This is a genomic window from Spirillospora sp. NPDC047279, from assembly GCF_040643285.1.
Taxonomy (GTDB): Bacteria; Actinomycetota; Actinomycetes; order Streptosporangiales; family Streptosporangiaceae; genus Spirillospora.
In genome coordinates this window covers 450,218-476,795 of record NZ_JBEYUA010000002.1, presented here as the reverse complement: position 1 = coordinate 476,795, position 26,578 = coordinate 450,218, and the positions used below count along the sequence as shown (strand labels likewise).

The following is a 26,578-nucleotide window of genomic DNA, read 5'->3' as shown; positions in this document are numbered from 1 at the left end:
CCTCGTCGTGGAGGCGCCGGATCAGCGCCTCGCTGGTCGCGCGGCGCCGGTAGAGGACGGTGTCCCAGCGGTGTCCGGGTCGGTGCGGGCGACCCGTTCGACCGCGTGCGAGACGGCGAGGACGCGCGGCACGAACGCGGCGTGCCGCCGGGCGAAGACCTCCAGCGCGGTGACCGCGTCCGGCGCCGCCGGAGCGGGCGCGCTCTCCCCGCTCGTCCTCTGGCGCACGGGCACGCCACGGACGTGGTCGGGCTGTTCCGGCCCCCGAGCCGGAACAGTCCGAACCGCCGGGGGTCAGCCGAGGCGGGTCACGGCGTCGCGTAGGCGGCGCAGGTCCCGCAGCCGGTGCTCGTACGTCGCGCCCAGGGCCAGTACGGCCAGCCCGGCCACCGCGACCGGGAACCATCCGGGCAGCCGCACGATCACCTCGGTGGCGTACGGCGCGACCTGGTGGGCGACGTCCAGCACCAGCACCGCGCCGCCCAGGATCAGCGGCGCCTGCAACCGGGCGCGCGCCCCGACCAGCGTGATCACGAGCGCCGCCGCCGCGAGGATCAGCGGCCGGGCCGCCCCCGGCTCCGCCGTCCAGGCCACCATGAGGCTCGGCACGAGCGTGACCGCCAGGCCCGGCCCGTACGCGACCCACGACGACAGCGCACGCCCGCGCCGGTGCAGGAAGCCGATGCCGAGCAGGAGGGCGGAGACGGGCAGGCTGTACGGCTCGGGCGCGGTGATCTCACCCGCGCCGAGGAGGACCCACCAGGCCATGACCGTCAGCGCCGAACCGGCCCAGACCGCGGGCCGCCGGTCGCCGCGCAGCGCGACGGCGAAGGCAGGCGCCCCCGCCAGCGCGAGCGCGAGGCTCAGGGCGAGCGGCCGGGTCGCCGCCATCCCCAGGCCGCCCGCGACCACGCCCCACGCGGCGATCTCCGCCGGCACCTCGCGCAGCCAGGCGGCGACCGCCGTCCCGAGCGCCCCGGCGGCGAGCACCCCGAACGCCGCCTCGTGCACGTCCAGGTCCATCGCCAGGCCGGCCGCCGCCGCGAAGGCTCCCAGGGCGACCGCCGCGGTGGCCGCCGCCCCCGAACGCAGCGCGCGGACGAACGTGCACGCCGCCGCGAGAACGACCACGGCGCCCAGCACGCCGAGCGTCGCCCGCTCGGTCGCCAGCGCCTCGGCCGCCGCCCACCCGGCGGACGCGACGGCGGTCAGCCCGGCGGCCACCCGGACGTCCGGGATCTCCCGGCCGAACGCCGCCCAGGCCGCCAGCACCGTCGCGATGGCGACCATCGACGCGGGCGGCAGCGGGTAGGGCAGGTCCGGCACCGTCAGCACGGCCAGCGCCACCACCGGCGGCGCGGCGACGCGGGCGATCAGGCACAACGCCACGGCCAGCAGCGCCAGGACGATGGGCCCGGACGGCAGCAGCAGGTCGGCCTCACCAGGCGCGAGCTCGACGCTCGTTCCCGCCCAGACCTCGCCGAGGTGGCGGGCCGGGCTGAACAGCGCGTACACCGTGCCCGGGGCGACCAGCAGGACGGCGAGCCCCATGGCCGCCACGGCGCCGAGGGAGCCCGGCTTCCTCAGCCGCTCGGGCAGCGGTGTCCTCAGCCGCTCGGGCAGCGGCGGACGGCTCGCGCCGAGCAGCGCCAGCGCGAAGACCGCCGTCACCGCCGGCTCCCACCTGTCGTGCAGTGGGAACGCGGCGGTGGCGCCCACGCACGCCGTGAACCCGGCCGCGACCATGACCGGGCTCGCCACGAGCACCGCCCACGCCAGCGCCACGCCCGACGCGAGCAGGAGCAGCGCGCCCGACTGCGGCGACGAAATCGTGAACGCCATGACCAGCGCGACGAGCGAGCCGCTCGCCCAGGCCACCGCCGCCATCATCGTCGTCACCCGGCGCACGCCGGGCAGCGCCCACCAGACGCCGAGGTCGAGCAGCGCGAGCACCAGCAGAGTGCACGCCATCCCGCTGACCGGCGCGTCGAACGCGACCGCCGCCAGGGGCAGCGGCAGCTGGCCGATCACCACGGCCAGCGGCCGGGCCAGCCGCAGCGGGGCCACCGACGCGTAGGCTCCCCAGAGCACCGTCGCCGCGGCCGCCGCCCACGCCGCGTACCCCCAGGCGTCCACGGACCGGAGGCCGAGAAGGTCCGCGGCGTACGCCGCGTAGAACTCCAGCCCGATCAGCAGCAGCCCGACCACCGCGAGCGTCTCGGCGGTGGCGGACAACCCCCGCCGGGCCAGCGGCCAGACCGACCCCAGCGCCACGCCGGTGATCGACGTCAGGATGAGCGCCCGCACCCCCATGCCGAGCGAACCCCAGCTGATGACGGTGAACGCGACGGCCGCGATGCCGAGCAGCACACCGCCCAGCGCCAGCAGGGCGTTGCGCACCCCGAACCCCGAGACGTCGCCGCGTTCGCGAGGCCAGACCCGCACCTCGGCCGCTGGCACGGGACCCGCCTGCTGGGCCGCCCCCGCGTAGTGGACGGGCGGGGCGTACAACAGCGCGAGCAGGTCGCGGCGCCGGTGGCCCAGCCGGGTCAGCTGGTCGTCGACCCACCACAACTCCCGCGCGGCGGGTCCGACGAGGGTGATCTCGCACACCGGGCACGCGGCCATGGGCCGCGTCATCGGGTGACGGCAACCAGGGCAGACAGTTCGCATGCGGGAAGCGTCACACCCGGGCGGCACCCGGCTCATCCGCTCACATACTCAGATCCCCTGACGAGGTACTCACCCCGTCAGGTCGAACCTCCAGACGTTGCTGCGCATCATGTGCCCCGGCGGATACTCGAAGTCGCTGACCGAGTCGAACGTGAACCCGGCCTTGCGGCAGATCGCGTTGGACGCGGCGTTGTCGACGGACGGATAGGCGTACAGGTCGCCGTTACGCCGCTGTGCCCGCGCCGCCTCGATGATCAGCCGGGTCGCGGCCACCGCCACGCCCCGGCCCTGGAACCCGGGCAGCACGCTCCATCCGGTCTCGTAGACCGGCCGTCCCTGCCATCGCTTCTCCCAGAAGCCGATGGTCCCGGACTTCTCACCGTCGACGGCGATCGTGTACATCTGCCCGTCCGGGGGGACCGTCTCCAGGTACCGCCGGTGCCGGGCGAGGACCTGCTCGTCGGTCTCCGGGCCGCCCAGATGTCGCTTCATCTCCGGCGCGTTCACCTCGCGCAGCAGCGCGAGATCGTCCTCAGACCAGGGTTCGATCCGTATCTCCACCTGCGCGGACACCACCTTTCAAGAAAACTTCCCGGACCATGTCGAGAACCCGTGCGGCGCTCCGACCTCCCTGTGACAGCGCCCCGCACCGGGGCCTCTACCCACGGAGCCCGCCATGCGAAAGATCATCCACTTCGTCCACACCTCGGTCGACGGCAACATCGAGGGGCCGAACGGCGAGTTCGACTGGCCCGTCATGGGGGCGGAGCTGTCCGCCTACTCGTTCAGCCTGATCGACCGCACCGACACTTTCCTCTACGGCCGGCCGGTGTGGGAGTGGATGTCGGGTTACTGGCCGAACGCCGAGTCGATCTCGGACGACCCGCACGACCTGCGTTTCGCCCCCCTCTGGCGCGAGGCCAAGAAGATCGTCTTTTCCGGGACGCTGACGGAGGCGGGCCACGGCGCCCGCGTCATCGCCCCCGCCACCATGGTCGAGGAGGTCACCGCGCTCAAGCGGCAGCCGGGCGAGGACCTCATCCTGACCGGCGGCGCGACCCTCGCCGCCGAGCTGACCCGGCACGGCCTGATCGACGAGTACCACGTGGTCGTCCACCCGGTCGTGCTCGGTGGCGGCAGGCCGCTGTTCCCGCAGAACAAGGAGCGCCTCGGCCTCACGCTGGACGGGTCGCGCACGTTCGACGGCACCGCCGTCCTCCTGCGCTACGCCCCCGGCTCCTGAACGCCCACGGGCCGCGCCGCCGGAGCGACGCGGCCCGTGAGGCGGGACTGTCAGGCCTCCTTGCCGAAGGCCGCCGTGTCGAGCGTGAGCCCGACCGGCTCGGGAAGCTCCAGCGGAGTCCCGAACGGGACGGTGATCACGCGCTGGTAACCACGCTCGTGCGGCCCGGTGTGCAGCACGACCTCCTCTTGCTGCAGGTCGACGATCACGTAGATCCCGACCCCGGCACGGCCGTAGAACAGCCGCTTGCGGCCGTAGTCGTCGGCCGCCGTGTTGCCCGGCGAAGTCACCTCGCCCGCGAACGGGACGGCCTCTCCGCAGAAGGCCCGTCGAAGGTGGGACCTCCCGGGATGGTGACCATCTCCTCACTGTCGCCAGTGAACTGATGACACACAGTGTTCAAGTGGCGGAAGGGCGAGGGAACTAGAACCCAATTCTGTGGATAACTTCTTCAGACGGCGAAGAGCAGGGCGGCGTTGGCGAGGACGGCCACGGCGGTGGCGAAGTGGATGCCGAACGCGGTGGCCTTGGTGCCGCCGTTGCGGAGCACGATCACGGTGTCGAACAGCGGGACGATCGCCACGGCCAGCATGAACCACGCCTCGGCGGTCGCGCCCACGAAGGCCAGCAGCGCCAGGCCCGCGATGCCGTAGGTCAGGTCGCGCAGGCCCTTGATGGTCAGGTAGGCCTTCGCGTCACCGTCCGCCCTGGCCGGGACGCCGTACCCGGCCGCCGAGGCCTCCGGGGCCAGCAGGAACCGGAGGCCGATGAAGATGATGAAGAGGTTGAGGACGACGGCCAGGCCGTAGGCGATGAAGGTCAGCATCAGGATCTCCGATATCTAGCGCTGCTAGGAACGGTGCCGACACTAGCATGCCGTTGACACAGAATCTAGCGACGCTAGAAAGTGGGCGACGGCAAGGCCGTGGTCGCGATGGAAAGGAGGTGCGCCGAGCTCGCCGGAGCGCCGTCGGTGATCAGGCCTCGGGGACGTAGGGCGGGGCGACGCCCCAGCCCCAGTGGGGGACGGGTGCCCGCATCGGCGGTGTCGCGCCGGGCTGCGAATTGCCCAGCGCGATGCGGGTGCCCCATTCGAGGTAGCCGGCGAACGCGGCGCGGAACTCGGGGTCGCCGGGCAGGCCCACCTCGTCCGCGGCGTCCATCAGCAGGCTGACCCAGCGGCGCCGCTGCGGCTCCTCGATGGCCTTGCCCAGGTGCTGGACGACCATGTGGTGGTAGCCGCCGCGCTCGTCGCTGTAGCGGGTGGGCCCGCCGAACACCTCGGCCAGCCAGAACGCGACGTAGCGGGGATGGCCCGGGTCCATGTGGGCGAAGAGCGGGCCGACCACGTCGTCCTCGCGCACCTTGGCGTAGAACGCCTCGGTCAGGCGCTCGAACGCGGCCTCGCCGCCCGCCCATTCGAAGAGGCTGGGCACCGAGGAGCCGCTGCCGTGCACGGGCGTCCGCTCGTAGTGGCGCATCTCCTCGATCCGGTCCACGTACGGGCGGATCTCGGCGAAGAAGGCCTTGAACTCCGCGCCGCCGCGGAAGACCTCCAGGTGGTCCTTGGCGGACGTCCAGGTGATCCGGAGGACGTAGACGCCGGGCTCCTCCACGCACCGGGACAGCTCGTAGTCGACGCACTGCGGCGCGGCGGCCAGCGGGACGGCGGCCCGCGCGTAGGCGGCCTCGAACTCGGCGGACCGTTCTGCGGGCACCCGGTAGCGGATGTACTCAACGATCATGGATCGGCCCCCTGCGGACTCGTGGTCGCCTGAGTGTAATCATGTAATCGTCACCGGTCCAGGTGAACGATCACTCAGGTGGTGAGCAGCACTCCCGCGTACGACAGGCCGGCGACGACCACCCACGACGCGAGGCCGAGCACGGCCGTTCGCCCGCCGGTCCGGGTCATCGACGGCAGGTGGATCGAGCTGCCCAGGCCGAAGAGCGCGGCGGCCAGAAGCAGGTGCTGGACGGTCGCCCCGTGCGCGAGGACGGGCTCCGGGACCCGCCCCGCGGTCCTGAGCACGATCATCACCAGGAAGCCGGCGACGAAGAGCGGGACGAGCGGCGGCCGCCTCGCCCCACTCGTGCCGGCGGTGCCGGTCGTGGCGGGGGCGGTGGCCCTGCGGCGTGCGGTTACGGCTATCAGGGCGACCAGCGGCGCCAGCATCGCGACCCGCATGAGCTTGACCAGCACCGCCTCCTTCAGCGCGTCCGGGCCGGCCGTCTGCGCCGCCGCGACGACCTGGCCGACGTCGTGGACGCTCGCGCCCGCCCAGCGGCCGAAACCGGCGTCGGACAGGCCGAGTGGATGGTGCAGCAGGGGGAGGACCGCGATCGCGAGGGTGCCGCAGAGCGTCACGACGGCCACGGCGTTGGCCACGTCGCGCTCGTCGCTCCTGGTCGTCTGGCTGACCGCGCCGATCGCGGACGCGCCGCAGATCGAGTAGCCGGTGGCCACCAGGAGCGGCTGGTCGCCGGGCAGTCCCAGCCGGCGCCCCATCCACAGGGTGCCGGTGAACGTCGCGGCCACGACGGCGACCACCATCAGGGCCGTGCGCCAGCCGAGGCCGAGCACGTCCGACAGGCTCAGTTGCAGGCCCAGCAGCACGATGGCGACCCGCATCAGGCGCTTGGCCGAGAGCGACAGGCCGGGCCGCGCGGCGCCCCGGGTCAGGGCGCGCAGGCCGGGCAGGTGCGCCGCGCCGATGCCGAGCACCATCGCGGCGGTCAGCACCGGGACGGCGGGCACCAGCTCGTGGACGAGCATCGCCGCCGCCACCCCGAGAGCCGCCAGGCACAGGCCGGGCGCGTTCCGCCGCAGGCCGGACGGCCAGGACGGCGTCGCGGCGGTGTTCCGGCCGAGCCGGGCCGCGGGGCGTGCGCGCGGGGCGCCGAGGGCGGGATGCGCCTGGCTCACGACTCGTCGGCCGGGTCGGGGCGCGGGTCGGGATAGGTGCGGCGGATACTGGTGCCGAGGCGGGCGATGTCCGCGCCGTAGAGGTGGATCGAGATGGCCTTGGTGGTGCCCGCGTTGCACACCCTGTGGATGTCGCCGGGCGGCGCGAACGCGGCGACGGCGCCGACGGGGTTCACCACGTCCTCGACGGCCACCAGCCGCGAACGGCGGCCGTCGGACTCCAGCAGGTAGCGGCGTTCGCTCTCCCAGCCCTCGTGCACGCCGGTCACGCACCACGACACGTGGTCGTGGACGCAGGTGCGCTGGCCGGGCAGCCACACCAGCGCGACGACCGAGAAGCTCCCGTCGGGCTCGGCGTGCAGGACGTGCTGGCGGTACCGGTCGGGATCGCCCTCGCACTGCTCCGGCGTGAGCAGGCCGGGCCTGCCGAGGCACGGCCGCAGCGCCTGGCCTGCCAGATGCGCGGTCGGCCCCGGGGCCAGCCCGCGCTGGACGATCTCGCGGATCGAGCCGATGACGCCGTCGAGGGCGGGCGTGGTCGGGGTGGTGAGAGCGGCCATGACCCCCAGGGTCATGGGGGCGACCCATAACGTCTAACGACGATCTCTTGGATCGTTCAAAGCCCCCGTTATGGATCAGCCGCCGGGCAGGGGCGCCGCCGGCTGGGAGTCAGCAGCCGACGCGGGCCTCGGCCGCCGCCTTCAGCTCGCCGAGCACGAGGTCGACGGCGGGGATGCGCTGGTGGTCGCGCAGGACGTACGCCGACACCTTCCGGGTGGGCTGCCGCGCCACCACACGTCCCGTGACCTTGGAGTGGCACAGGAACGACAACACCAGGGCGGGCATCAGGGCGATGCCGACGCCCGCCGCCACCAGGCTCTGGACGGCGAGGTTGTCGTCGGTGCTGAACACGATGTCCGGCACGAACCCCTCCTCTGCGCACAGGTGCAGGAGGTTGGCCCGGCAGCGCGGGCAGCCCGCGATCCACCGCTCGTTCGCCAGGTCCTCCAGCCGTACGGCGTGGTGCCGGACGAGCGGATGGCCCGTCGGCAGCAACACCGTCAGCAGGTCCTCCATCAGGGGGATCTCCAGGAGGTCGTCCGGCAGGCCGGTCTGCGGGCCCGGGTAGGTGAACGACAGCGCGATGTCGCTCTCGCCGCGCAGCAGCCGCTGCACGGACTCGGGCGGCTCGGCCTCCTGCAGTTCGACCCGGATGCCCGGGTGGGTGGCCAGCAGGCCCGCCATCGCGGTCGGCACGAGCGTGGCGTTGGCGCTGGGGAACGCGCAGACGCGCACCAGCCCGGCCTCCAGCCTGGCCAGGGCCCGCAACTGCTCCTGTGCCGCCGTCAGGTCGCCGACGATCACCTCGGCGTGCCGGGCCAGGACCGTGCCCGCCTCGGTGAGCTGGAGGCCGCGCCCGGCCCGGACGAACAGCGGCATGCCGACGGCCCGTTCCAGGGCCTTCATCTGCTGCGTGATCGCGGGCTGGGTGTACCCGAGCGCCCGTGCGGCGCCCGAGTACGACCCCTCCCGGACCACTTCCTGAAACGTGCGGATGTGCCGTGACTCGAGCATGCTCGAATCATAAGGAGAGCTTTGAGGCGTCTCCAGGCACGATCACGCCGCGTGCGCGAGCGGACGCTAGGCGCCCGTCCCGCCCGTCCCGCCAGAGGGGCGGCGCTTGACGACGGCCGCGACCGCGCCGCCGACCGCCACCACGACCAGCGCGATCAGGCCGAGCCACAACCAGCCGCCGGAGCCGCCCGAGTCGTCCTCGGAGGACGACGTCGTCCGGTTGAGCGTGATGGCCGCCTGCGGCGAGGCGGGCGCCGACGTCACGACCCCGCTCGCGGCGCCGCCGCCCGCGGGTGCCGGCGAGCCCTTCACGGTGAACGTGAAGGTGCCGCTGACGGGATGGCCGTCCGCCGACACGACCCGCCAGCCCACGGTGTACTCGCCGTTCGGCAACGTCCCGGCGACCGGCTGCGTCACCAGGCCGTCCACCGCCCTGGGCGCGCCCGCGGTGTGCTTGCCGCCCTGGGCGTCGGTGAGGATCACCCGCGGGAGCGTGATCGGCTGGTTGTACTTCAGCGTGATCTCGGTGGGCGCCTCGACCGCCGACCTGGCCTTCGGGTTCGAGCTCTCCAGGGCCGTGTGGGCCGACGCCGGTGCGGCGGTCAGCGCCAGCACGGCACCGGTCGCCACGGTGGCCGACAGGGTGGCCGACAGGGTGGCAGACAGGGTGGCAGACAGAGTGGCCGCCCCGATCCGCGAGAAGACCGTCATGCCTTGCTCCTTCCGCGCGCGATGCCGAATCCGCCGACCGCGATGCCGACGACGCCGGCCGCCAGGCCCAGCCCGCCGAGCAGGCGGGCGGTGCCGTCGTCGGCGCTCCCGGCCTTGGCGCCGGTGGCCGACACCGTCGTGACCGTCGGCGCGCCCGACGCGCCCGCGCCGGTCGCCGCCGCGGCCTTGGTCAGCTTGAGGACCGGAGCGGGGTGCTCCGGCTCCTCCTGCCCGTCCTTGGGCTCCTGGTCCCACTTGACGACCTCGCCGCCCGAGTACGTCTGGGTCGCCTTGAACACCAGCCGGTCGGTGTCGTCGGGCAGTTGCCCCATCGAGACGTCGAACTCCTGGAACTGCCCCGGCTCGATCGTGCCGCCGGACCAGGTGATCCGCGAGACGGCCTGGGTGATCTCGGCGCCGTGCGCCTTGATCGGGGTCGTGAGCTTGGACTTCTCCACCTTGACCGACCAGCCGGGCACCGGCCGCACCGAGACCGACGCGAGCGGGTGGTCCATCGGAAGGTCGACCTGGAGCTTGGTGGTCCCGGCGTCGTCACGTTCGTTCGGCACCCGGAAGGACACCTTGGCGTAGGAGCCCTGCACGGCCTCCTTGGGGTTGACGGTGACGTGCGCGGATGCGGCGGTGGCGAGGCCCACGACCGAGACGAGGGTGAGGCCGGTGACGGCGGCGAGCCTGCGGACGTTCAGCGTCGAGTACGCGGACATGCGAGATCTCCGTTCGAGGGAGTCGTTCGAGGGGGTGAGGAAGAGCCGGAACGCCGGGGGCGGCGTCCGGTGACGTCCGGCGCTCAGCTGTGCGCGAGCGCCCTCGAACGGGACGGAGGTCCACGTCGTACGACCTCGTGCCGCAACACCCTGCCGGTGGCGCCGGTGACGGCCCGCACCCGCACGACAGGGGTACGCACGGGGACTGGAGGAGGTTCGGCGGCGGCGAGCAGGACGGCCAGCAGGTCGCGGACGGGCCGTTCGACCTTGGCGGCCAGGCGCCGGGTCAGCGACCAGGCGGCACGTTCGCCGCGGCGCAGCCACCAGGCCGCGAGCAGGGCGGCCGCCACGTGCGCGAGCGTCATCCCCGTACCGGAACCGTGCCCGGGCATCGGGACGGGCGTCCCCGCCGCGGCGTGGTGCTCGGCCGGGCCCGCCGCGTTCGCGAACAGGCTGTGCAGGACGAACTGGCCGCCGAGCAGCCCGCCCAGGATCGTGGGCAGTGACCGTTCGTGCCCGGCCAGCGCCCCCGCCACGACCAGCACCCCGGCGAAGCCCACGATGATCGCCCACGCCGGGACGGCGGACGGCGACACCAGCGAGTGCCCGGCCGTGGCCAGCGTCATGCAGACGGTGGCGAAGAGCACCGCCCGGGCGACGCGGAAGTACGGCCGCGGCCCGCCTGCGGGCGGGGCTGGGGATATGGCTGGGGACATGGCGGGGTCATCCTCCCATCTCGTCCCGGTGACCGATATGCCCCCACCCCGTGTCGATTCCGCGTGTCGATTCCGGCGCGGCGCGTACGTGGCAGGTGCGCGGCGTGGTCTGTGACACGCCCAACATGTAGGGCTGGCGGCAATGGTCGTAACCAACATGTAGGGTCTTGCCCGTGCTGGTTCGCCCCCGCCGTGGGGGTGGACCGCGGCGAGATCACGCCGAGTCCCCGTGATCTCGCGGCGGCCCACCCGGTCGGCGGGGGCGTCGTAAGAGGGAACCCGGTGCGGCCGTGCCGATGCAGATCGGCCGGCCAATTCCGGGACTGCCCCGCAGCGGTGAGCGGGAACGACCGCCGTCACAGAGCACTGGCCCGTCGAGACGGGCCGGGAAGCGACGGCCAGTAGGCCGCACCTTGCAAAGGTGCGTCGCCCGCGAGTCCGAAGACCTGCCCGCACGGAGAAGACAGGCGCCGGAGCGCAGCGAGGACGCCTGTCGCCCCTTCGGGGGCCCGGGGGTCGCCTCCCCGGTTCGAGACAGTCCACTGGCCTCGTGGGAGGGTCGCTGGGCAGGTCACGGCGTCGTGCCGTGCTCTCCTGTTCGCGTGCGCCCCCTCGGGAGGCCGAGCTCGCGAGGGAAGAGAGCACGTGACACAAGAGCTGATCGCGCCACCGCCGACCCGATCCTCCATCGAGACCGAGGTCGCGCGCGCCTGTACCGGACTGGCCGACGTCGACCCGCGCCGCGTCCTGTCCGCCGTGCGGTCGGGCGACGGTGTCGACGCCGCCGGGTTGCGGGAGCTGGCGATCGGCGAGGCGGCGGCCCTGGTGGCCGTCGAGCCCGCCTACTCCAAGGTCGCGGCGCGGCTGCTGAGCGCCCACATCGCCGACGAGGCCGCCGCCGAGGGCGTGCGCACGTTCTCCGCGTCCGTGGCCACCGCGCACGCCGAGGGCCTGCTGAACGACGCGACCGCGGCGTTCGTCGCGGCCAACGCCGCGGCGCTCGACGACCTGGTCGACGAGGCCGCCGACGACCGCTTCGAGTACTTCGGGCTGCGCACGGTCTATGACCGCTACCTGCTGCGGCACCCGCGCACGCGGCGCGTCCTGGAACGCCCGCAGTACTTCATGCTGCGCGTCGCGTGCGGGCTCTCCTATCGCGACGAGGTCGCGCCGGGGGGTGCGGAGGGTCGTCCCCCCTCGGACGGCACCGGCGCCGTGGAGGACGCGGCCGAGCTGTACGCGCTGCTCAGCACGCTGTCGTACCTGCCGAGCTCGCCGACGCTGTTCAACTCCGGCGCCCGCCGCCCGCAGCTGTCGTCGTGCTTCCTGCTCGACTCGCCGCGCGACGAGCTGGAGTCGATCTACGAGCGGTACGCGCAGGTGGCGCGGCTCAGCAAGTACGCGGGCGGCATCGGCATCTCGTGGACGAAGGTGCGGTCGCGCGGGTCGCTGATCCGGGGCACCAACGGGCACTCGAACGGCATCGTGCCGTGGCTGCGCACCCTCGACTCGTCCGTCGCCGCCGTCAACCAGGGCGGCCGCCGCAAGGGCGCGGCCTGCGTCTACCTGGAGCCGTGGCACGCCGACGTCGAGGAGTTCCTGGAACTGCGCGACAACACGGGCGAGGAGGCCCGGCGCACCCACAACCTCAACCTCGCCAACTGGATCCCGGACGAGTTCATGCGCCGGGTCGAGGCGGACGCGGACTGGTCGCTGTTCGACCCCAAGGAGGCGCCCGAGCTCGCCGACCTGTGGGGGGAGGAGTTCGACACCGCCTACCGGGCCGCCGAGGCCGCCGGCCGGTTCGTGCGCCGGGTCCCGGCCCGCCGGCTGTACGGCCGGATGATGCGCACGCTCGCCGAGACCGGCAACGGCTGGATGACGTTCAAGGACGCCGCCAACCGCGCCTGCAACCAGACGGCCGAGCCGGGGAACGCCGTCCACCTCTCCAACCTCTGCACCGAGATCATCGAGGTGACCAGCAACGGCGAGACCGCCGTCTGCAACCTCGGCTCGGTCAACCTCGCCGGGCACGCCACCCCGGCGGGCGTGGACTGGGAACGGCTGCGCGCGACCGTCCGCACCGCCGTGCGTTTCCTGGACCGCACGATCGACCGCGGCTTCTACCCCACGGACGAGGCCGCGGCGGCCAACACCAAGTGGCGGCCGGTCGGGCTCGGCGTGATGGGCCTGGCGGACGTCCTCTTCATGATGCGGCTGCCGTTCGACTCGGACGAGGCGCGCGAGCTGTCCACCACGATCGCCGAGGAGATCGCGCTGGCCGCGTACGGCGCGTCCGCCGACCTGGCCGCCGAGCACGGCCCGCTGCCCGCCTACGCCAAGACCCGCACCGCCCGCGGCCGGCTGCACCTCGACCACTTCGCGGACGCGGCGCCGCGGCGCGTCGCGGAATGGGAGGCGCTGCGCGCCCGGATCGCCGAGCACGGCCTGCGCAACTCGCTGCTGATCGCGATCGCGCCGACCGCGACGATCGCGTCCATCGCGGGCTGCTACGAGTGCGTCGAGCCGCAGGTCTCCAACCTCTTCAAGCGCGAGACGTTGTCCGGCGAGTTCCTGCAGATCAACAACTACCTGGTCGACGACCTCAAGTCGCTCGGGTTGTGGACGCCCGCCGTGCGCGACGCCGTCAAGCAGGCGAACGGCTCCGTGCAGGGGATCGTCGACCTGCCCGAGGAGATGCGCACGCTCTACCGCACCGCGTGGGAACTGCCGCAGAAGGCGCTGATCGACCTGGCCGCCGCGCGCACCCCGTACATCGACCAGAGCCAGTCGCTGAACCTCTTCATGGAGACGCCGACCATCGGCAAGCTCTCCTCGATGTACGCCTACGCCTGGCGCGCGGGACTGAAGACCACCTACTACCTGCGTTCACGCCCCGCGACGCGCATCGCGCAGACCACGATCAGCGGCGGAGCCGCTCCGGGGGGAGCGGGGGGTCGTCCCCCCTCGGACGACACCATTACGCCGTCGGCCGCGGTGGCGTGCTCCCTCGAGAACCCCGAATCCTGCGAGGCCTGCCAGTGAGCGAACGAACCGGAACGCACGGCATGCTGCTCGACCCGGGCATGGACCTGACCCTGCGGCCCATGCGCTATCCCGACTTCTACGAGCGCTACCGCGCCGCGATCCGCAACACCTGGACGGTGGAGGAGGTCGACCTGGCCTCCGACCTCGCCGACCTGGCGCGGCTGACCCCGGCCGAGGTGCACATGGTCAACCGCTTGGTCGCGTTCTTCGCGACCGGCGACTCGATCGTGGCCAACAACCTCGTGCTCAACCTCTACAAGCACGTCAACGCCCCCGAGGCGCGGCTCTACCTGTCGCGGCAGCTCTTCGAGGAGGCGGTGCACGTCCAGTTCTACCTGACGTTGCTCGACACCTACCTGCCCGACCACGACGAGCGCGCCAAAGCGTTCGCGGCCATCGAGCACATCCCGTCGATCCGGGCCAAGGCGGAGTTCTGCTTCCGGTGGATCGACTCGATCGACAAGCTCGACGAGCTGCGCACCGAGGCGGACCGGCGGGCGTTCCTGCTCAACCTGATCTGCTTCGCCGCCTGCATCGAGGGGCTGTTCTTCTACGGCGCGTTCGCCTACGTCTACTGGCTGCGTTCGCGCGGCCTGCTGAACGGGCTGGCCTCGGGCACCAACTGGGTGTTCCGGGACGAGTCGATGCACATGGAGTTCGCGTTCTCGGTCGTCGACACCGTGCGGGCGGAGGAGCCCCACCTGTTCGACGCGCGGCTGACCGAGGAGGTGACGCGGATGCTGGACGAGGCGGTCGAGGCCGAGATGGCGTTCGCGCACGACCTGTGCGGTGACGGGCTGCCCGGCATGAGCGCGGGCGACATGCGGGCCTACCTGGAGTACGTGGCCGACCAGCGGCTGGCGCGGCTCGGCATCCCGGCCCGGTACGGCACCGCCAACCCGTTCGCGTTCATGGAGCTGCAGGACGTGCAGGAGCTGTCGAACTTCTTCGAACGGCGCGTCTCGGCCTACCAGATCGGCGTGGAGGGAAGTGTGGCGTTCGACGAGGCCTTCTGAGGGTAGAGCGGTCCACGACGGCGGAGTCCTGGATCTTTTCGCAACTTCTGGGCCTGGACCGGTCGTTGAAGGGACGGGTGGACGGACCCCGCCGTGCCACCCGAACGGCTAGGAGGAATCACGTGGCCTCGTTGATGACCCGGATCAAACTCTGGTTCCGAAGTCCCCAGGGGCAGCAGGCCCGGGCCAGGGCCGAGCAGCTCGCCAGGGACCCCCGCAACAAGCAGCGTGCGCGCGGCCTGATGGCGAAGTTCCGCGGCGGAGGGAAGCGCCACTGACCAGGACGGCGAACGTTCTGAACGACCGCGGCTGAACAGATCTTGCCCCGGCCCGGGCGGGCATGGGAGACAGGGGCATGGCTTCCGTGCCCGTCACGCCTTCCTGGGCGGCCTCCACCCGGATCCCGCTCGAACGTTCGCGCGGGACCCGCGCCCTGCTCCTGACCGGCTGGGGGACGTTCACGCTCCTTTACGCCGGCGGGGCCGCCATGAGCCTCGCCCTGGCGGCCACCGGCGACCTGCGCATGCCGGAGAACCTCTGGATCTGCCTCTGCGGCATCGCTGTCAGCACCTTCGTGGTGACCGCGCTGATTCCGGTCGTGCGGTCGGTGCTGACCCGTCCGGAGCTCCGCCTGGAGCCGGACGCCCTGGTGTTCGCCGATCCGGTGCTCTTCCGGCGTGAGGTGCAGGTCCCGCGCGCGTCCGTCGAGCGCGTCCGGCGGGTGGACTGGTCCAGCGAGCGTCTCCTCTTCGAGGACGATCCGCTCGCCGAGCTCACGCCGCTGCGCGAGCCGCTCAACCTGGAGATCAGGCTGAGCGAGGCGACCGCGTTCGAGGCGGCGCGGGGCAGCCGGACGGGCAACTGGGTCTGGCACTTCGGCAGGCCCTGGAAGATGCGGCCGCTGTTCCCGCAGCCGAGGGGACGGACGTACGACCGGCTCTGGCTGCGCGTCGCCGATCCCGAACGCGCGGAGGCCGATCTCGTCGCCTGGCTGGCCGCCGCCACCAAGGCGGACGGCGGCTGACGGGCAGTCGGCCCTAGAGCCAGAGCGTCACGTTGCTGGTCTCGGCGTGGATGAACCCGCCGCGCGGTTGGCGAGGGGCGGGATGCCATGAAACGGCCCCCATGGGGCGTACGTAGACTTGCCGCCGTGAACAGCGACTACGTGCACTGGCAGAGTGTGCCCACGCGGTGGAAGGACAACGACGTGTACGGGCACGTCAACAACGCCGTCCACTACTCGTTGATGGACACGGCCATCAACGAGTGGATGATCAGGACGGCGGGGTTCGATCCGCTGAGCAGCGAGCAGATCGCCCTGTGCGTGGAGTCGCACTGCGTCTACAAGGCCGAGGTCGCGTTCCCCGACACGATCGAGCTCGGGCTCCGGGTCGGCAAGCTCGGCCGGTCGAGCGTGCGCTGGGAGGCGGGCCTCTACCGCGGCTCCGACCGCGCGCTCATCGCCGAGGGCCACTTCGTGCACGTGTTCGTCGGCCGGGACGACCGCCGCCCGGCCGAGATCGTCGACCCCGTCCGCGCCGAGATGCAGAAACTGGTGATCGCATGACCGGTGACGCCACGACCCAGACCCGCGCCGCCGTCCTGGTCGAGTCCGGCCGCCCGTCGCCGTACGCCGAGTCCCGGCCGCTGGAGGTCAGGGAGCTGCGCCTGGACCCGCCCGGCCCGGACGAGCTGCTCATCAGGGTCGGCGCCGCCGGGCTCTGCCACTCCGACCTCTCGGTGATCAACGGCTCCCGGGTCCGGCCGCTGCCGATGGCCCTCGGCCACGAGGCCGCCGGCGAGGTCGTCGCGGTCGGCGCGGGCACCGAGTTCGAGGTCGGCGACCACGTCGTGCTGGCGTTCGTCCCGGCCTGCGGCCACTGCGAGCGCTGCGTGGGCGGACGTCCGGCGTTGTGCGGCCCCGGCGCGCAGGCCAACGGCGCGGGCACCCTCCTGGGCGGTTCCCGCCGCTTCGCCGACGCCGACGGCAACCGCCCGCACCACCACCTGGGCGTCTCCGCGTTCTCCGAGTACACCGTCGTGTCGGCCCGGTCGGCCGTGAAGGTCGACCGCGACCTGCCGTTCGAGACGGCCGCGCTCTTCGGCTGCGCCGTGCTCACCGGCGCCGGCGCCGCGCTCTACAGCGCGGCCGTCGCTCCGGGCGACAGCGTCGCCGTCTTCGGCCTCGGCGGCGTCGGGCTCGCCGCCCTCATCGCCGCCAAGGCGTCCGGCGCCTCGACCCTCGTCGCGATCGACGTCGTCCCGCACAAGCGCGACCTCGCCCTCAGCCTGGGCGCCACCCACGTCGTCGAGGGCGGCCCCGGCGCGGTCGAGGCGATCCGCGAGATCACCGGCGGCGGCGCCGAGAAGGTCATCGACACCACCGGCGTCGTCCCCGTCCTGGAACAGTCGTACGCGGCGACCCGCGCCGGCGGCACCACCGTCACGGTCGGCCTCCCCGCCCCCGGCGTCGACCTCAGGCTCCCGGCCCTCAGCCTCGTCGCCGAGGAGAAGACCCTGCGCGGCAGCTACCTGGGCTCCTCGGTGCCCCGCCGCGACATCCCGCGCTTCATCGCCATGTACAGGTCGGGCGTGCTGCCGGTCGACGCGCTGCTCTCCCACCGCCTCACCCTCGACGAGGTGAACGAGGGCTTCGACCGGCTCCACACCGCCGAGGCCGTCCGCCAGGTCATCACGTTCTGACCCGGCCGGGACGCCCCGGCACCGATCAGGGCTTGCCGCCGCTGCTCCGCGACCAGATGACCTTCCACTTGCTCGATCTCACGGTGCTCCCCTTCTCGGTGACGACCGCGCGTCCGTAGAGCTTGTCGACGTTCCAGTAGTCCACGTGTGAGGGGCGGCAGGCCGTCGTCATGCCGCCCTTGTGGTTCTTGAAGTCGACGCCGATGTAGAAGTTCGAGTCCCCGATGAACCGGACGGCGAGCTCGCCCATGGCCGCGTGGCCGTCCTTCGCCGTGTCGCGCACGCACATGCGGGTGCGGACCCTGCCGTCGCTCTGGCGCTCCACGCCCAGCTCCGCCTCCGCTCCCTTGATCGTGATGGTGTGGTACTTGTACGCCGCCGACGCCGGGCTCGCGTTGAGCACGACCGCCGCGGTCGTCAGGGCCAGGCCGGCGCCCAGCGCCACGCGTCTGATGGACATGGTCAGGTCTCCGATCGTGGGATGGACCGGAGCGTAGAAGGGCGCGTTATCGCCGAGTTATCGGCGCGTTATCGGCTCGTTCAGGGGGCCAGGACGTGCTCGACGAGCAGGCGGCCGAAGTCGACCTCGAAACGTTCGTAGTGGGCGCGGAGCTCGGGGCCCGGCCAAGCGCCGGGGAGGAGCTCCGCCGGGAGCAGCGGGTCGTTCAGGAGGTGGCGGAGGACGGCCGCGGCGACGGTGAAACGGTCGGCGAGCGTGTCGGCCTCGTCCAGGGCGGTGGTGAGGGCGTGCGCCTTGGCGACCCAGCCGGCCAGGTCCCAGAGGACGGGGACCAGGTCGTCCTCGGGGCGGCCGGTGAGGAACGTGCACTGGTTGGCGACGATCTCGGGGCGCGGCCGGGACAGGTTGGCGGGGCGCAGCCAGGTGCCCTCGCGGAGCTCGGCCAGCCGGAGCGCGGCCATGGCCTGGCGGAGGGCGGCGCGGTCGGCGGCGGGGCGGCGTTCGACGGTGATCACGGCGATCTCCCACGTGCCGTCCCAGGGGAGGGTGCGCGGGAAGCGGCTCTCGTCCTGGCGGGCCTGCCGGGCCAGGAGGCGGTCGGTCAGCTCGTACTCGCCGTCGTTCTGGGCCAGGTCGCCGGCCGCGACCATGCGCGAGAGGGCCACCCGGATCGTGCCTTCGGCGATGCCGAAGAGCTCGCCCACCCGGACGAGGTAGCGGGCACGGAGGCGGGGCGGGTGCGAGCCCAGGAGCGTGCTCAGCACCACCGAGCGGGCGGTCAGCGGGCGGAGGCCGAGAGTGTTCGTCATGACTGACGGGGACTGTACCTGGATTACACTCTTCCGCCGCGTATCAGTCATGTGTAATGTCCAGGCATGGCCTCTTATCTGATCGAGCCGGTGGACCGGCTTCCCTTCGGCGGGCCGGAGAAGGCCCGGCGGTACGCGACCGAGCGGTACCGAGGGGCGGCGGGCCTCAACTGGTACGCGTGCGACCCCTCGCTGCGGTTCCTGATGCGGCGGTACCTGGGACCGGAGGGAGTGGCGTGGGCCGAGCCCCGGCTGGAGGCGCTCGGCGCGCTGATGGGCGGGCCGGTCGCCGCCTGGGCCGAGGAGACCGACCGCAACCCGCCGCGGCTGGAGAAGTACGACCGGTGGGGGCACGACGTCAGCGAGGTCGTCATGCCGCCGTCGTTCGAGGCGGCGCGCGGTGCACTGGTCGCGACGAGCTTCACCCGGCCGGAGTTCTTCGCGGAGGCGCGTGCGGCGGGCGTGGACCCGGCGCCCATGGCGGTGGCCTGGAGCTATCTGCTCGACCAGGCCGACATCGGGATGGCGTGCGCTCTCGGCACGGGCGGCGACATGGTCGTGGGGCTGACCGAGCTGTTCGCGCCGGAGGACGTGAAGGTCCGGGTGCGCGAGCTGTTCGCGGCCGGGATGTTCTCCGGCGAGGCGGCGCAGATGCTGACGGAGCGGTCGGGCGGTTCGGACCTGGGCGCGCTGGAGACGACGGCCACGCCGGACGGGGACGCATGGCGGCTGAACGGCTTCAAGTGGTTCGCGTCCAACGCCAACGGGTCGGCGTTCGTGGTGCTGGCCAAGCCCTGGGGGGCGGCGGGGCGCGACCAAGGGGGTGAAGCGCTGCGAGCGGCCGACGGGGTGCGCGGGATCGCGCCGTTCCTGGTGCTGAAGGAGCGGCGGGACGGGGCGCGCAACGGCGTCCGGATCCGGCGGCTCAAGGACAAGCTCGGCACCCGTTCGGTGGCGTCGGGCGAGATCGAGTTCGCGGACGCCGAGGCGTTCCTGCTGGCTCCGGGCGCGAGCGCGCCGGTCGCGGGCCAGGCGGGGGCAGGGCAGGCGGGGGCAGGGCAGGCGGGTGATGGACGCGGCCTGGCGCGGATGATGGAGCTGACCAACGGCGCGCGGCTGGGCATCGCGATGATGGGGCTGGGGTGCGCGCGGCGGTCGCTGGTCGAGGCGATCTGTTACGCACGGGCCCGCGAGGCGTTCGGCGCCCCCCTGTACGAGCAGCCCCTGATGCGGCGCAAGCTGGCCGAGCTGGTGGTGGAGACCGAGGCCGCGCAGGCGCTCGTGTTCGACGGATACCTGGGCAGGCCGCGGCTGCGCATCGGCGCCGCGCTGATCAAGCTGCGGGCGGCTCGGCTGGGCGTGACGGCGGCCAGCGACGCGATCGAGGTGCACGGCGGCAACGGCTACATCGAGCAGTGGCCGGTCGCGCGCATCCTGCGCGACGCGCAGGTCAACCCGATCTGGGAGGGCGGCGACAACGTCCTCTGCCTGGACGTGCGCCGCGCGATGGTGCGCGAACGGGCGCACGAGCCGTTCTTCGACCGCCTCACCCAGGCCGCGGAGAGCGCACCGGCCGGGGACGACACGACGGCCGGGCTGGTCCGCGACCGCATCGGCGACCTGCGCGAGGCCGTGAAACGCTGGCACTCCCTCGACGCGACGACGGCGGAGGCACGGTTGTTCCCGCTGGCCCAGTACATGGCGGACGTGTACGCGGCGGCGCTGCTGCTGGAGCAGGCCGGCTGGGAGCGGTCCGACTCGGGCGGCGACCGCAAGGCGCTGGTCGCCCGCCTGTACGCGCGGCGGCACCTCGCCGACGGCGGCCCGCTGCGCGACATCGACGCCCCCGCCGAGGACCTCGAACGATTCGACGATCTCGTCGGCGGCGCCCTGACCGACGACCGGAAGGACATCTCAGCGTGACCGGACCCGTGGTGCTCTTCGAGAAGAAGGACCGGAAGGCGTACATCACGCTCAACCGGCCGGACCGGCTGAACGCCATCGACTTCCGGATGCCCGGGGAGCTGACGGCCGCCGTCCGGCGGGCCAACGACGATCCCGAGGTGCACGTCATCGTGCTCCAGGGGGCCGGGCGGGCGTTCTGCTCGGGGTACGACCTGAAGGTGGCGGCCGAGGAGGGCGCCGGAACGCAGGGCGCGGTAACGCAGGGCGCGGACACCCCGGACCAGGCCAGGGACACGGCCTGGGATCCGATCAAGGACTACCGCGCCATGAAGGGGTTCACCGACGACTACTTCAGCCTGTGGCGTTCGCTCAAGCCGACGATCGCCAAGGTGCACGGCTACGCGATCGCGGGCGGCAGCGACATCGCGCTGTCCTGCGACCTGGTGGTGATGGCCGAGGACGCGCGCATCGGCTATCCGCCCTCGCGGGTGTGGGGGTGCCCGACGACCGCGATGTGGGTCTACCGGCTGGGCGCCGAGCGGGCCAAGCGCATGTTGCTGACCGGCGACACGATCGACGGGAGGCAGGCCGCCGAGTGGGGCCTGGTGCTGGAGTCGGCTCCGGCGGACGAGCTGGACGCGCGGGTGGAGGCGCTCGCCGACCGGATCGCCGGGGTCCCGATCAACCAGCTCGCCATGCAGAAGCTCATGATCAACCAGGCGTACGACAACATGGGCCTCCAGGGCACCCAGATCCTCGCGACGCTCTTCGACGGGATCACCCGGCACTCGCCGGAGGGGCGCTGGTTCCAGGAGTTCGCCGCGACGCACGGCTTCCACGAGGCCGTGAAGTGGCGCGACTCCGGCCGGTGGATCCCCGAGGGAGGGGGCCCGGTGCCCGGACCAGGGGATCTGTGAACGTACCCTCGATATCCGAATGATGTTCGGATTCCGTTTGCGACCCCTGTGGAGGAGCCCGTGACCACGCCCGCCGCCGCCCGTCCCGGCCCCGCCTCGTCCCGCACCACGCCGCCGCCCGGCGCCGCGGTGCCCGAGCCGTCGGCGGACGCCGTGGACCTGCGGATCGAGGACCCGATGCTGGCCGAGTACGACGGCTGCTTCGGCTGCGGGGACCAGGCGTCGGACGGCATCCGGCTGAAGCGGACCGGATACGACGGCAGCGCGGTGGACTCGGAGTTCCTCGTGGCCGAGGCGCACCAGGGCGCGCCCGGCCTGGCCCACGGCGGCGTCCTGGCCGCCGCGCTGGACGAGGCGCTCGGCACGTCCGCCTGGACGCTCGGCCGCCGGTACGTGACCGGGCGGCTGGAGACCGACTACCTGGCACCCGTGCCGGTCGGCTCCACGGTGCACCTGCGCACCTGGTGCACCGGCGTGGAGGGGCGCAAGGCCTACTTCGAGGGCGAAGGCCGCATCGGCGGCCCGGACGGGCCGCTGGCCGTCCGGGCCGCCGCCCTCTTCATCGAGGTGCCCCCGGAGCACTTCACGCGGAACGGCGGCCAGGTCTAGCACCGCCGCTCGACCCACCGACCAGAGGAACGGGAGCCAGATGACCGCCGTGCGCACGGAACGCCGAGGACCCGTCACCACCGTCGTCCTGTCGCGGCCTGAGGTCCGCAACGCGGTCGACGGGCCCACCGCGGCCCTGCTCGCCGAGGCGTTCCGTGCGTTCGAGGCCGACGAGACCGCGTCCGCGGCCGTGTTGTGGGGCGAGGGCGGCACGTTCTGCGCCGGGGCGGACCTCAAGGGCCTCGGCGAGGGGCGCGGCAACCGCGTCGACCCGCCGCCCGCGGACGGCCCGATGGGGCCGACCCGGATGCGGCTGTCCAAGCCGGTCATCGCCGCCGTCTCCGGCCACGCGGTCGCGGGCGGGCTGGAGCTGGCCCTCTGGTGCGACCTGCGCGTGGTCGAGGAGGACGCCACGTTCGGCGTCTACTGCCGCCGCTGGGGCGTCCCGCTGATCGACGGCGGGACCGTCCGGCTGCCGCGCCTCATCGGCACGAGCCGGGCGATGGACATGATCCTCACCGGGCGTCCCGTGCCGGCCGCCGAGGCGTACGGGATGGGCCTGGCCAACCGGCTCGTCCCGCCGGGCCGGGCACGCGAGGCCGCCGAGGAGCTGGCCGCCGAGATCTCCCGGTTCCCGCAGGACTGCCTGCGCGGTGACCGGCTCTCGGCCCTCGAACAGGACGGCCTGACCGAGGACGAGGCGATCGCCAACGAACTCCGGCACGGCACCGCGGCCCTCCACGAGGCCGTCGCCGGCGCGGCCCGCTTCGCCTCCGGGCACGGCCGCCACGGCGACTTCGACGACATCTGATCCGGCGGCAGCTGATCCGGCGGCAGCTGATCCGGCGGCAGCTGATCCGGCGACATCTGACCGCGGCCTCCCCGCCCCGTGACTCTCCGGGGCGAAACCGGCACGGCGTTCCGGGAGCGCGCTCCACCGGAATTGATGATCGTCAACGCTTGACCGGGTAAGGATTTGCTTACTAGCGTCCTTTTCAGACGGAATCCGTCCGGAAAAGGGGTCGCCGATGAGCCTGACCGTGGACGAGGCGGGCCGTGCGCTCGCCGACCCGCGCGCGTACGCCGACGAGGATCGCCTCCACGCGGCGATGTCCCTGCTCCGGCGGGAGGCGCCGGTGCACCGCGTCGCCGACCCGCCGGGCTACAACCCGTTCTGGGCGATCACCAGGCACGCCGACGTCATGGAGATCGAGCGCAACCACGCGCTCTTCCTCAACGCGCCGCGCCCGCTGCTGGGCAACGCCGAGTACGACCAGATGAACCGCGAGCGGGCCGAGCAGGGCGTCGCGCTGCGCACGCTCATCCACATGGACGACCCCGACCACCGCGTCATCCGGGCGATCGGCGCCGACTGGTTCCGGCCCAAGGCGATGCGCGCCTTGGAGCCGCGGGTCAAGGAGCTGGCCAGACGGTACGTCGACCGCATGGTGGAGTACGGCGGCGAGTGCGACTTCGCCCAGCAGGTCGCCGTGCACTACCCGCTGTACGTGATCCTCTCGCTGCTCGGGCTGCCCGAGTCCGACTTCGACCGCATGCTCAAGCTCACCCAGGAGCTGTTCGGCGGCGACGACTCCGACCTGCAGCGCGGCACCACGCCCGAGGAGCAGCTCGCGGTCCTGCTCGACTTCTTCGCCTACTTCCAGGAGCTCACCACCGCGCGCCGGGAGAACCCGACCGACGACCTCGCCTCGGCGATCGCCAACGCGCGCGTCGACGGCGAGCCGCTGAACGACTTCGACACCGCCTCGTACTACGTCATCATCGCCACCGCCGGGCACGACACCACCAGCTCGACCATCTCCGGCGGGCTCCGCGCGCTGATCGACAACCCCGACCAGCTCGACCGGCTGCGCGCCGACCCCGGGCTGATGCCGCTCGCGGTGGACGAGATGATCCGCTGGGTCACCCCGGTCAAGGAGTTCATGCGCACCGCCACCGAGGACTACGACCTGAACGGCGTGACGATCCCCAAGGGCGACTCCGTGCTGCTGTGCTACCCGTCCGCCAACCGGGACGAAGAGATCTTCGACGATCCGTTCCGCTTCGACGTCGGCCGCGACCCCAACCGGCACATGGCGTTCGGCTTCGGCGTGCACTACTGCCTGGGCGCCGCGCTCGCCCGCATGGAGGTCCGCGCCTTCTTCGAGGAACTGCTGCCCCGGCTCGACTCCATCGAGCTCGCCGGCGAGCCCGAGAACGTCGCCACCACGTTCGTCGGGGGCCTCAAGCGGCTCCCCGTCCGCTACACGCTGAAGGGCTGACCGCCATGCGCATCGACGCCGCCGTGCTCCGTGCCGCCGACGCCCCGTACACGATCGAGCCGGTCGAGCTGGCCGACCCCGGGCCCGGCGAGGTGCTGGTCCGGATCGCCGGCGTCGGCATGTGCCACACCGACCTGCTCGGCCGCGTGCCCGGCGACCTGGTCGCCAAGCCGGTCATCCTCGGCCACGAGGGCTCCGGCGTGGTCGAGGCCGTCGGCGCCGGGGTCGCGGGCGTCAAGCCCGGCGACCACGTGGTGCTGTCCATCGACTCGTGCGGGTCCTGCGCCAACTGCCGTGCCGCCCGCCCCGGCAACTGCGCCACGATGGCCGAGCTCAACATGTTCTCGCTGCCGCTGGACGGGGTGGCGCGCGCCCACGACGGCGACGGCACCGCGGTCGGCAACCGGTGGTTCGGGCAGTCGTCGTTCGCCTCGCACGCGCTCGCCACCGCCCGCAACACCGTGGTCGTCGACCCGGACCTCCCGCTCGACAGGCTCGGGCCGCTCGGCTGCGGCATCCAGACCGGCGCCGGATCGGTGCTGATCTCGCTGGGCGTCGAGGCGGGCGACACCATCGCGGTCTTCGGCGCGGGCGCGGTCGGGCTCGCCGCGGTGATGGCCGCCCGGGTCGCGGGCGCCACCACGATCGTGGCCGTCGACCTGCACGAGTCGCGTCTCGACCTGGCCCGCGAGCTCGGCGCGACGCACACGCTGAACGGCGCCGACGACGACCTGGCCGGGCAGATCCGGGCGATCTCCGGCGGCGAGGGCGTGCAGTACTCGTTCGACACCACCGCCGTGCCGTCGGTCGTCTCCACCGCCGTCGCCGCGCTGCGCACCACCGGCGTCTGCGGCCTGGTCGGCGTCGGCATGGAGGAGTACCGCCTCGACCCGTCGCTGCTGCTGATGGGCCGCACGGTCAAGGGCATCATCGAGGGCGACGCGGTGCCGCAGCTGTTCATCCCCAAGCTCGCCGAGTTGTGGCGGCAGGGGCGCTTCCCGTTCGACCGGCTCATCGAGACCTACCCGCTCGAGCAGATCAACCAGGCCGAGGCCGACACCACGTCGGGGAAGGTCGTCAAGCCGGTGCTGCTGCCCGGTGGCTGAGCTCCCGGCCAGAGCTCCGGACCCGGCCCCGGCCCCGGCCCCGGCCCCGGCTCGGGCTCGGGCGCCCGCGCGCAAGGGCCGCCCGCCCGACCCCGAGATCGAGGGCAGGGCGTTGCGGGCGGCCCTGCGGGTGTACGGCGACCTGGGCTGGGCGGGCTTCACCTTCGAGGCCGTCGCCCGCCAGGCCCGCGTCGGCAAGGCGGCGCTCTACCGCCGCTGGCCCGACAAGGAACGCCTGCTCGCCGCCGCGCTGGAGCTTCTGGCCGAGCCGCCGCCCGACTGGGCCGACCCGGACGACCTGCGCGGCTGCCTGATCCTCATGGCCGAGCAGGTCGTGGACATGTTCGTCGGGCCCAAGGCGCTCGTGCTGCCGCGCGTGCTCATCGAGGCGTCGCTCTACCCGCCGCTGTTCGACGAGACGGTGCTCAGCATCGCGCGGAGCCGCTTCGACGTGGCCCGCGAGCTCGTCCGGGCCGCGGTCGGGCGCGGCGAGCTGCCGTCCGGCACCCCGCCCGGCCTGGTCATCGACGCCATCATGGGCCGGGTCCTCAGCACGATCGTGCTGACGCCCGGCCGGGACCGTCCCCGCATCGCCGCCGAGCCCACCCACCTGGCGGCCTCCGCCGTCGACTTCGTCCTGTCGTCCCTCACCAAGGAGAGAGCGTGACCGCCGAATCACACGTCCTGGAGCTCGTCCGGTCCGGCACGTCCGACACCGCCGTGCTGGAGAAGCTCTTCGGCGACCTGCCGCCCGCCGAGCCCGAGTTCATGCTCGGCACCTGGGCCGGCGGCGTCTTCGACGAGACCGACGCGATGGCCGCGCGGCTCGTGAAGATGCGCTGGTACGGCAAGCGCTTCAACGACGCCGAGAACGTCGAGCCGCTGCTGTGCCGCGGCGAGGACGGCTCGATCCACTCGTTCGAGGGCATGGGGTTCGCCCGGCTGCGCCAGGTCGCGTTCCGCGGCACGGTGTCGGCGGCGATGGTGTACGACAGCCAGCCGATCATCGACCACTTCCGCCGCGTCACCGACGACGTGGTGCTGGGCGCCATGGACGCCAAGGGGCAGGGGGCGACGCTCTACTTCCACCTGACCCGTTCGACCTGACTCGTCCGGCCGAGCGGTCCGACCGGAGAGACGCCGGTGCTACGGTC

The 26,578-nt window shown here is 72.7% G+C and carries 28 protein-coding genes, 1 pseudogene and 1 riboswitch; of the genes and pseudogenes, 15 read left to right on the top strand and 14 right to left on the bottom strand.

Going from position 1 to position 26,578, the window contains the following annotated elements; translation table 11 throughout:
* Nucleotides 1-21: 21 nt before the first annotated feature.
* The 3 genes from ABZ810_RS06420 to ABZ810_RS06410 all read right to left on the bottom strand — a co-directional run bounded on the left by ABZ810_RS06420 (nucleotide 22) and on the right by ABZ810_RS06410 (nucleotide 3,234).
* Nucleotides 22-228 (bottom strand): hypothetical protein, encoded by a 207-nt coding sequence (locus tag ABZ810_RS06420; protein ID WP_358399937.1) that lies wholly within the window; start codon nucleotides 226-228, stop codon nucleotides 22-24.
* 66 nt (nucleotides 229-294) lie between these two features.
* The gene (locus ABZ810_RS06415) at nucleotides 295-2,640 is read right to left on the bottom strand and encodes a hypothetical protein (protein ID WP_358399934.1); all 2,346 of its coding nucleotides are present in this window, start codon (nucleotides 2,638-2,640) and stop codon (nucleotides 295-297) included.
* Nucleotides 2,641-2,742: 102 nt separating this feature from the next.
* On the bottom strand, nucleotides 2,743-3,234 hold the full coding sequence (locus ABZ810_RS06410) for a GNAT family N-acetyltransferase (RefSeq protein ID WP_358399932.1): 492 nt from the start codon (nucleotides 3,232-3,234) through the stop codon (nucleotides 2,743-2,745).
* A gap of 115 nt (nucleotides 3,235-3,349) precedes the next feature.
* Between ABZ810_RS06410 and ABZ810_RS06405 the strand changes: the two genes are divergently transcribed.
* Nucleotides 3,350-3,916, top strand: a complete 567-nt coding sequence (locus ABZ810_RS06405) for a dihydrofolate reductase family protein (protein WP_358399930.1) — start codon at nucleotides 3,350-3,352, stop codon at nucleotides 3,914-3,916.
* Between the two features lie 50 nt (nucleotides 3,917-3,966).
* On the opposite strand, the pseudogene ABZ810_RS06400 reads toward ABZ810_RS06405, so the two are convergent.
* The 9 genes and pseudogenes from ABZ810_RS06400 to ABZ810_RS06360 form a co-directional block, all read right to left on the bottom strand.
* Nucleotides 3,967-4,239 (bottom strand): annotated as a pseudogene (locus ABZ810_RS06400) (Uma2 family endonuclease); the annotation flags it as partial.
* Nucleotides 4,240-4,367: 128 nt separating this feature from the next.
* On the bottom strand, nucleotides 4,368-4,742 hold the full coding sequence (locus tag ABZ810_RS06395; protein WP_358399927.1) for a DUF4267 domain-containing protein: 375 nt from the start codon (nucleotides 4,740-4,742) through the stop codon (nucleotides 4,368-4,370).
* Between the two features lie 151 nt (nucleotides 4,743-4,893).
* Nucleotides 4,894-5,661, bottom strand: coding sequence for an antibiotic biosynthesis monooxygenase (locus ABZ810_RS06390; protein WP_358399925.1), 768 nt, complete (start codon nucleotides 5,659-5,661; stop codon nucleotides 4,894-4,896).
* A gap of 74 nt (nucleotides 5,662-5,735) precedes the next feature.
* Nucleotides 5,736-6,842 (bottom strand): putative sulfate exporter family transporter, encoded by a 1,107-nt coding sequence (locus tag ABZ810_RS06385; protein ID WP_358399923.1) that lies wholly within the window; start codon nucleotides 6,840-6,842, stop codon nucleotides 5,736-5,738.
* Nucleotides 6,839-7,402: a cysteine dioxygenase family protein gene (locus ABZ810_RS06380; protein WP_358399920.1), complete on the bottom strand. Its 564-nt coding sequence runs from the start codon at nucleotides 7,400-7,402 to the stop codon at nucleotides 6,839-6,841. The genes ABZ810_RS06385 and ABZ810_RS06380 overlap by 4 nt, the downstream gene beginning before the upstream one ends.
* A 109-nt stretch (nucleotides 7,403-7,511) precedes the next feature.
* Entirely contained in the window at nucleotides 7,512-8,417 is a 906-nt protein-coding gene (locus ABZ810_RS06375) for a LysR substrate-binding domain-containing protein (protein WP_358399918.1), read from the bottom strand.
* Between the two features lie 66 nt (nucleotides 8,418-8,483).
* Nucleotides 8,484-9,128, bottom strand: a complete 645-nt coding sequence (locus tag ABZ810_RS06370; RefSeq protein WP_358399916.1) for a copper resistance CopC family protein — start codon at nucleotides 9,126-9,128, stop codon at nucleotides 8,484-8,486.
* The gene (locus tag ABZ810_RS06365) at nucleotides 9,125-9,853 is read right to left on the bottom strand and encodes a YcnI family protein (RefSeq protein ID WP_358399914.1); all 729 of its coding nucleotides are present in this window, start codon (nucleotides 9,851-9,853) and stop codon (nucleotides 9,125-9,127) included. Before ABZ810_RS06365 ends, ABZ810_RS06370 begins: the two co-directional genes overlap by 4 nt.
* Nucleotides 9,854-9,936: 83 nt before the next feature.
* On the bottom strand, nucleotides 9,937-10,569 hold the full coding sequence (locus tag ABZ810_RS06360) for a hypothetical protein (protein ID WP_358399911.1): 633 nt from the start codon (nucleotides 10,567-10,569) through the stop codon (nucleotides 9,937-9,939).
* Between the two features lie 268 nt (nucleotides 10,570-10,837).
* Nucleotides 10,838-11,017: riboswitch (cobalamin riboswitch) on the top strand.
* A gap of 197 nt (nucleotides 11,018-11,214) precedes the next feature.
* On the opposite strand from ABZ810_RS06360, the gene ABZ810_RS06355 reads away from it, so the two are divergent.
* The 6 genes from ABZ810_RS06355 (at nucleotide 11,215) to ABZ810_RS06330 (ending at nucleotide 17,336) form a co-directional block, all read left to right on the top strand.
* Entirely contained in the window at nucleotides 11,215-13,614 is a 2,400-nt protein-coding gene (locus ABZ810_RS06355) for a ribonucleoside-diphosphate reductase subunit alpha (RefSeq protein ID WP_358399908.1), read from the top strand.
* The gene (locus ABZ810_RS06350) at nucleotides 13,611-14,633 is read left to right on the top strand and encodes a ribonucleotide-diphosphate reductase subunit beta (RefSeq protein WP_358399905.1); all 1,023 of its coding nucleotides are present in this window, start codon (nucleotides 13,611-13,613) and stop codon (nucleotides 14,631-14,633) included. Before ABZ810_RS06355 ends, ABZ810_RS06350 begins: the two co-directional genes overlap by 4 nt.
* Before the next feature lie 122 nt (nucleotides 14,634-14,755).
* Nucleotides 14,756-14,911, top strand: a complete 156-nt coding sequence (locus ABZ810_RS06345; RefSeq protein ID WP_358399902.1) for a hypothetical protein — start codon at nucleotides 14,756-14,758, stop codon at nucleotides 14,909-14,911.
* A gap of 77 nt (nucleotides 14,912-14,988) precedes the next feature.
* Complete coding sequence (locus ABZ810_RS06340) at nucleotides 14,989-15,657, top strand: hypothetical protein (protein ID WP_358399899.1); 669 nt, start codon at nucleotides 14,989-14,991, stop codon at nucleotides 15,655-15,657.
* A 126-nt stretch (nucleotides 15,658-15,783) separates the two neighbouring features.
* A complete protein-coding gene (locus ABZ810_RS06335) occupies nucleotides 15,784-16,200 on the top strand; it encodes a thioesterase family protein (RefSeq protein WP_358399897.1) in 417 nt (138 codons plus the stop codon).
* The gene (locus ABZ810_RS06330; protein ID WP_358399895.1) at nucleotides 16,197-17,336 is read left to right on the top strand and encodes a zinc-dependent alcohol dehydrogenase family protein; all 1,140 of its coding nucleotides are present in this window, start codon (nucleotides 16,197-16,199) and stop codon (nucleotides 17,334-17,336) included. The genes ABZ810_RS06335 and ABZ810_RS06330 overlap by 4 nt, the downstream gene beginning before the upstream one ends.
* A gap of 25 nt (nucleotides 17,337-17,361) precedes the next feature.
* Here the strand turns inward: ABZ810_RS06330 and ABZ810_RS06325 are convergent, their stop codons facing one another.
* Nucleotides 17,362-17,796 (bottom strand): hypothetical protein, encoded by a 435-nt coding sequence (locus ABZ810_RS06325; RefSeq protein WP_358399893.1) that lies wholly within the window; start codon nucleotides 17,794-17,796, stop codon nucleotides 17,362-17,364.
* An 80-nt stretch (nucleotides 17,797-17,876) separates the two neighbouring features.
* Nucleotides 17,877-18,605 (bottom strand): PaaX family transcriptional regulator C-terminal domain-containing protein, encoded by a 729-nt coding sequence (locus ABZ810_RS06320; RefSeq protein ID WP_358399891.1) that lies wholly within the window; start codon nucleotides 18,603-18,605, stop codon nucleotides 17,877-17,879.
* Between the two features lie 66 nt (nucleotides 18,606-18,671).
* On the opposite strand from ABZ810_RS06320, the gene ABZ810_RS06315 reads away from it, so the two are divergent.
* The 8 genes from ABZ810_RS06315 to ABZ810_RS06280 all read left to right on the top strand — a co-directional run bounded on the left by ABZ810_RS06315 (nucleotide 18,672) and on the right by ABZ810_RS06280 (nucleotide 26,531).
* Entirely contained in the window at nucleotides 18,672-20,528 is a 1,857-nt protein-coding gene (locus ABZ810_RS06315; protein WP_358399890.1) for an acyl-CoA dehydrogenase family protein, read from the top strand.
* Nucleotides 20,525-21,427 (top strand): crotonase/enoyl-CoA hydratase family protein, encoded by a 903-nt coding sequence (locus ABZ810_RS06310; protein WP_358399888.1) that lies wholly within the window; start codon nucleotides 20,525-20,527, stop codon nucleotides 21,425-21,427. Before ABZ810_RS06315 ends, ABZ810_RS06310 begins: the two co-directional genes overlap by 4 nt.
* Nucleotides 21,428-21,487: 60 nt before the next feature.
* Nucleotides 21,488-22,036, top strand: coding sequence for a PaaI family thioesterase (locus ABZ810_RS06305; protein WP_358399886.1), 549 nt, complete (start codon nucleotides 21,488-21,490; stop codon nucleotides 22,034-22,036).
* Nucleotides 22,037-22,076: 40 nt separating this feature from the next.
* Nucleotides 22,077-22,847 carry a crotonase/enoyl-CoA hydratase family protein gene (locus ABZ810_RS06300; RefSeq protein WP_358399885.1) on the top strand — a complete coding sequence of 257 codons (771 nt, stop codon included), beginning with the start codon at nucleotides 22,077-22,079 and terminating at the stop codon, nucleotides 22,845-22,847.
* A gap of 217 nt (nucleotides 22,848-23,064) precedes the next feature.
* Nucleotides 23,065-24,318 carry a cytochrome P450 gene (locus ABZ810_RS06295; RefSeq protein WP_358399883.1) on the top strand — a complete coding sequence of 418 codons (1,254 nt, stop codon included), beginning with the start codon at nucleotides 23,065-23,067 and terminating at the stop codon, nucleotides 24,316-24,318.
* A 5-nt stretch (nucleotides 24,319-24,323) separates the two neighbouring features.
* On the top strand, nucleotides 24,324-25,424 hold the full coding sequence (locus tag ABZ810_RS06290) for an NAD(P)-dependent alcohol dehydrogenase (RefSeq protein ID WP_358399880.1): 1,101 nt from the start codon (nucleotides 24,324-24,326) through the stop codon (nucleotides 25,422-25,424).
* The gene (locus ABZ810_RS06285; protein ID WP_358399878.1) at nucleotides 25,417-26,091 is read left to right on the top strand and encodes a TetR/AcrR family transcriptional regulator; all 675 of its coding nucleotides are present in this window, start codon (nucleotides 25,417-25,419) and stop codon (nucleotides 26,089-26,091) included. Before ABZ810_RS06290 ends, ABZ810_RS06285 begins: the two co-directional genes overlap by 8 nt.
* Nucleotides 26,088-26,531, top strand: a complete 444-nt coding sequence (locus ABZ810_RS06280; protein WP_358399876.1) for a DUF4334 domain-containing protein — start codon at nucleotides 26,088-26,090, stop codon at nucleotides 26,529-26,531. The genes ABZ810_RS06285 and ABZ810_RS06280 overlap by 4 nt, the downstream gene beginning before the upstream one ends.
* Nucleotides 26,532-26,578 lie beyond the last annotated feature (47 nt).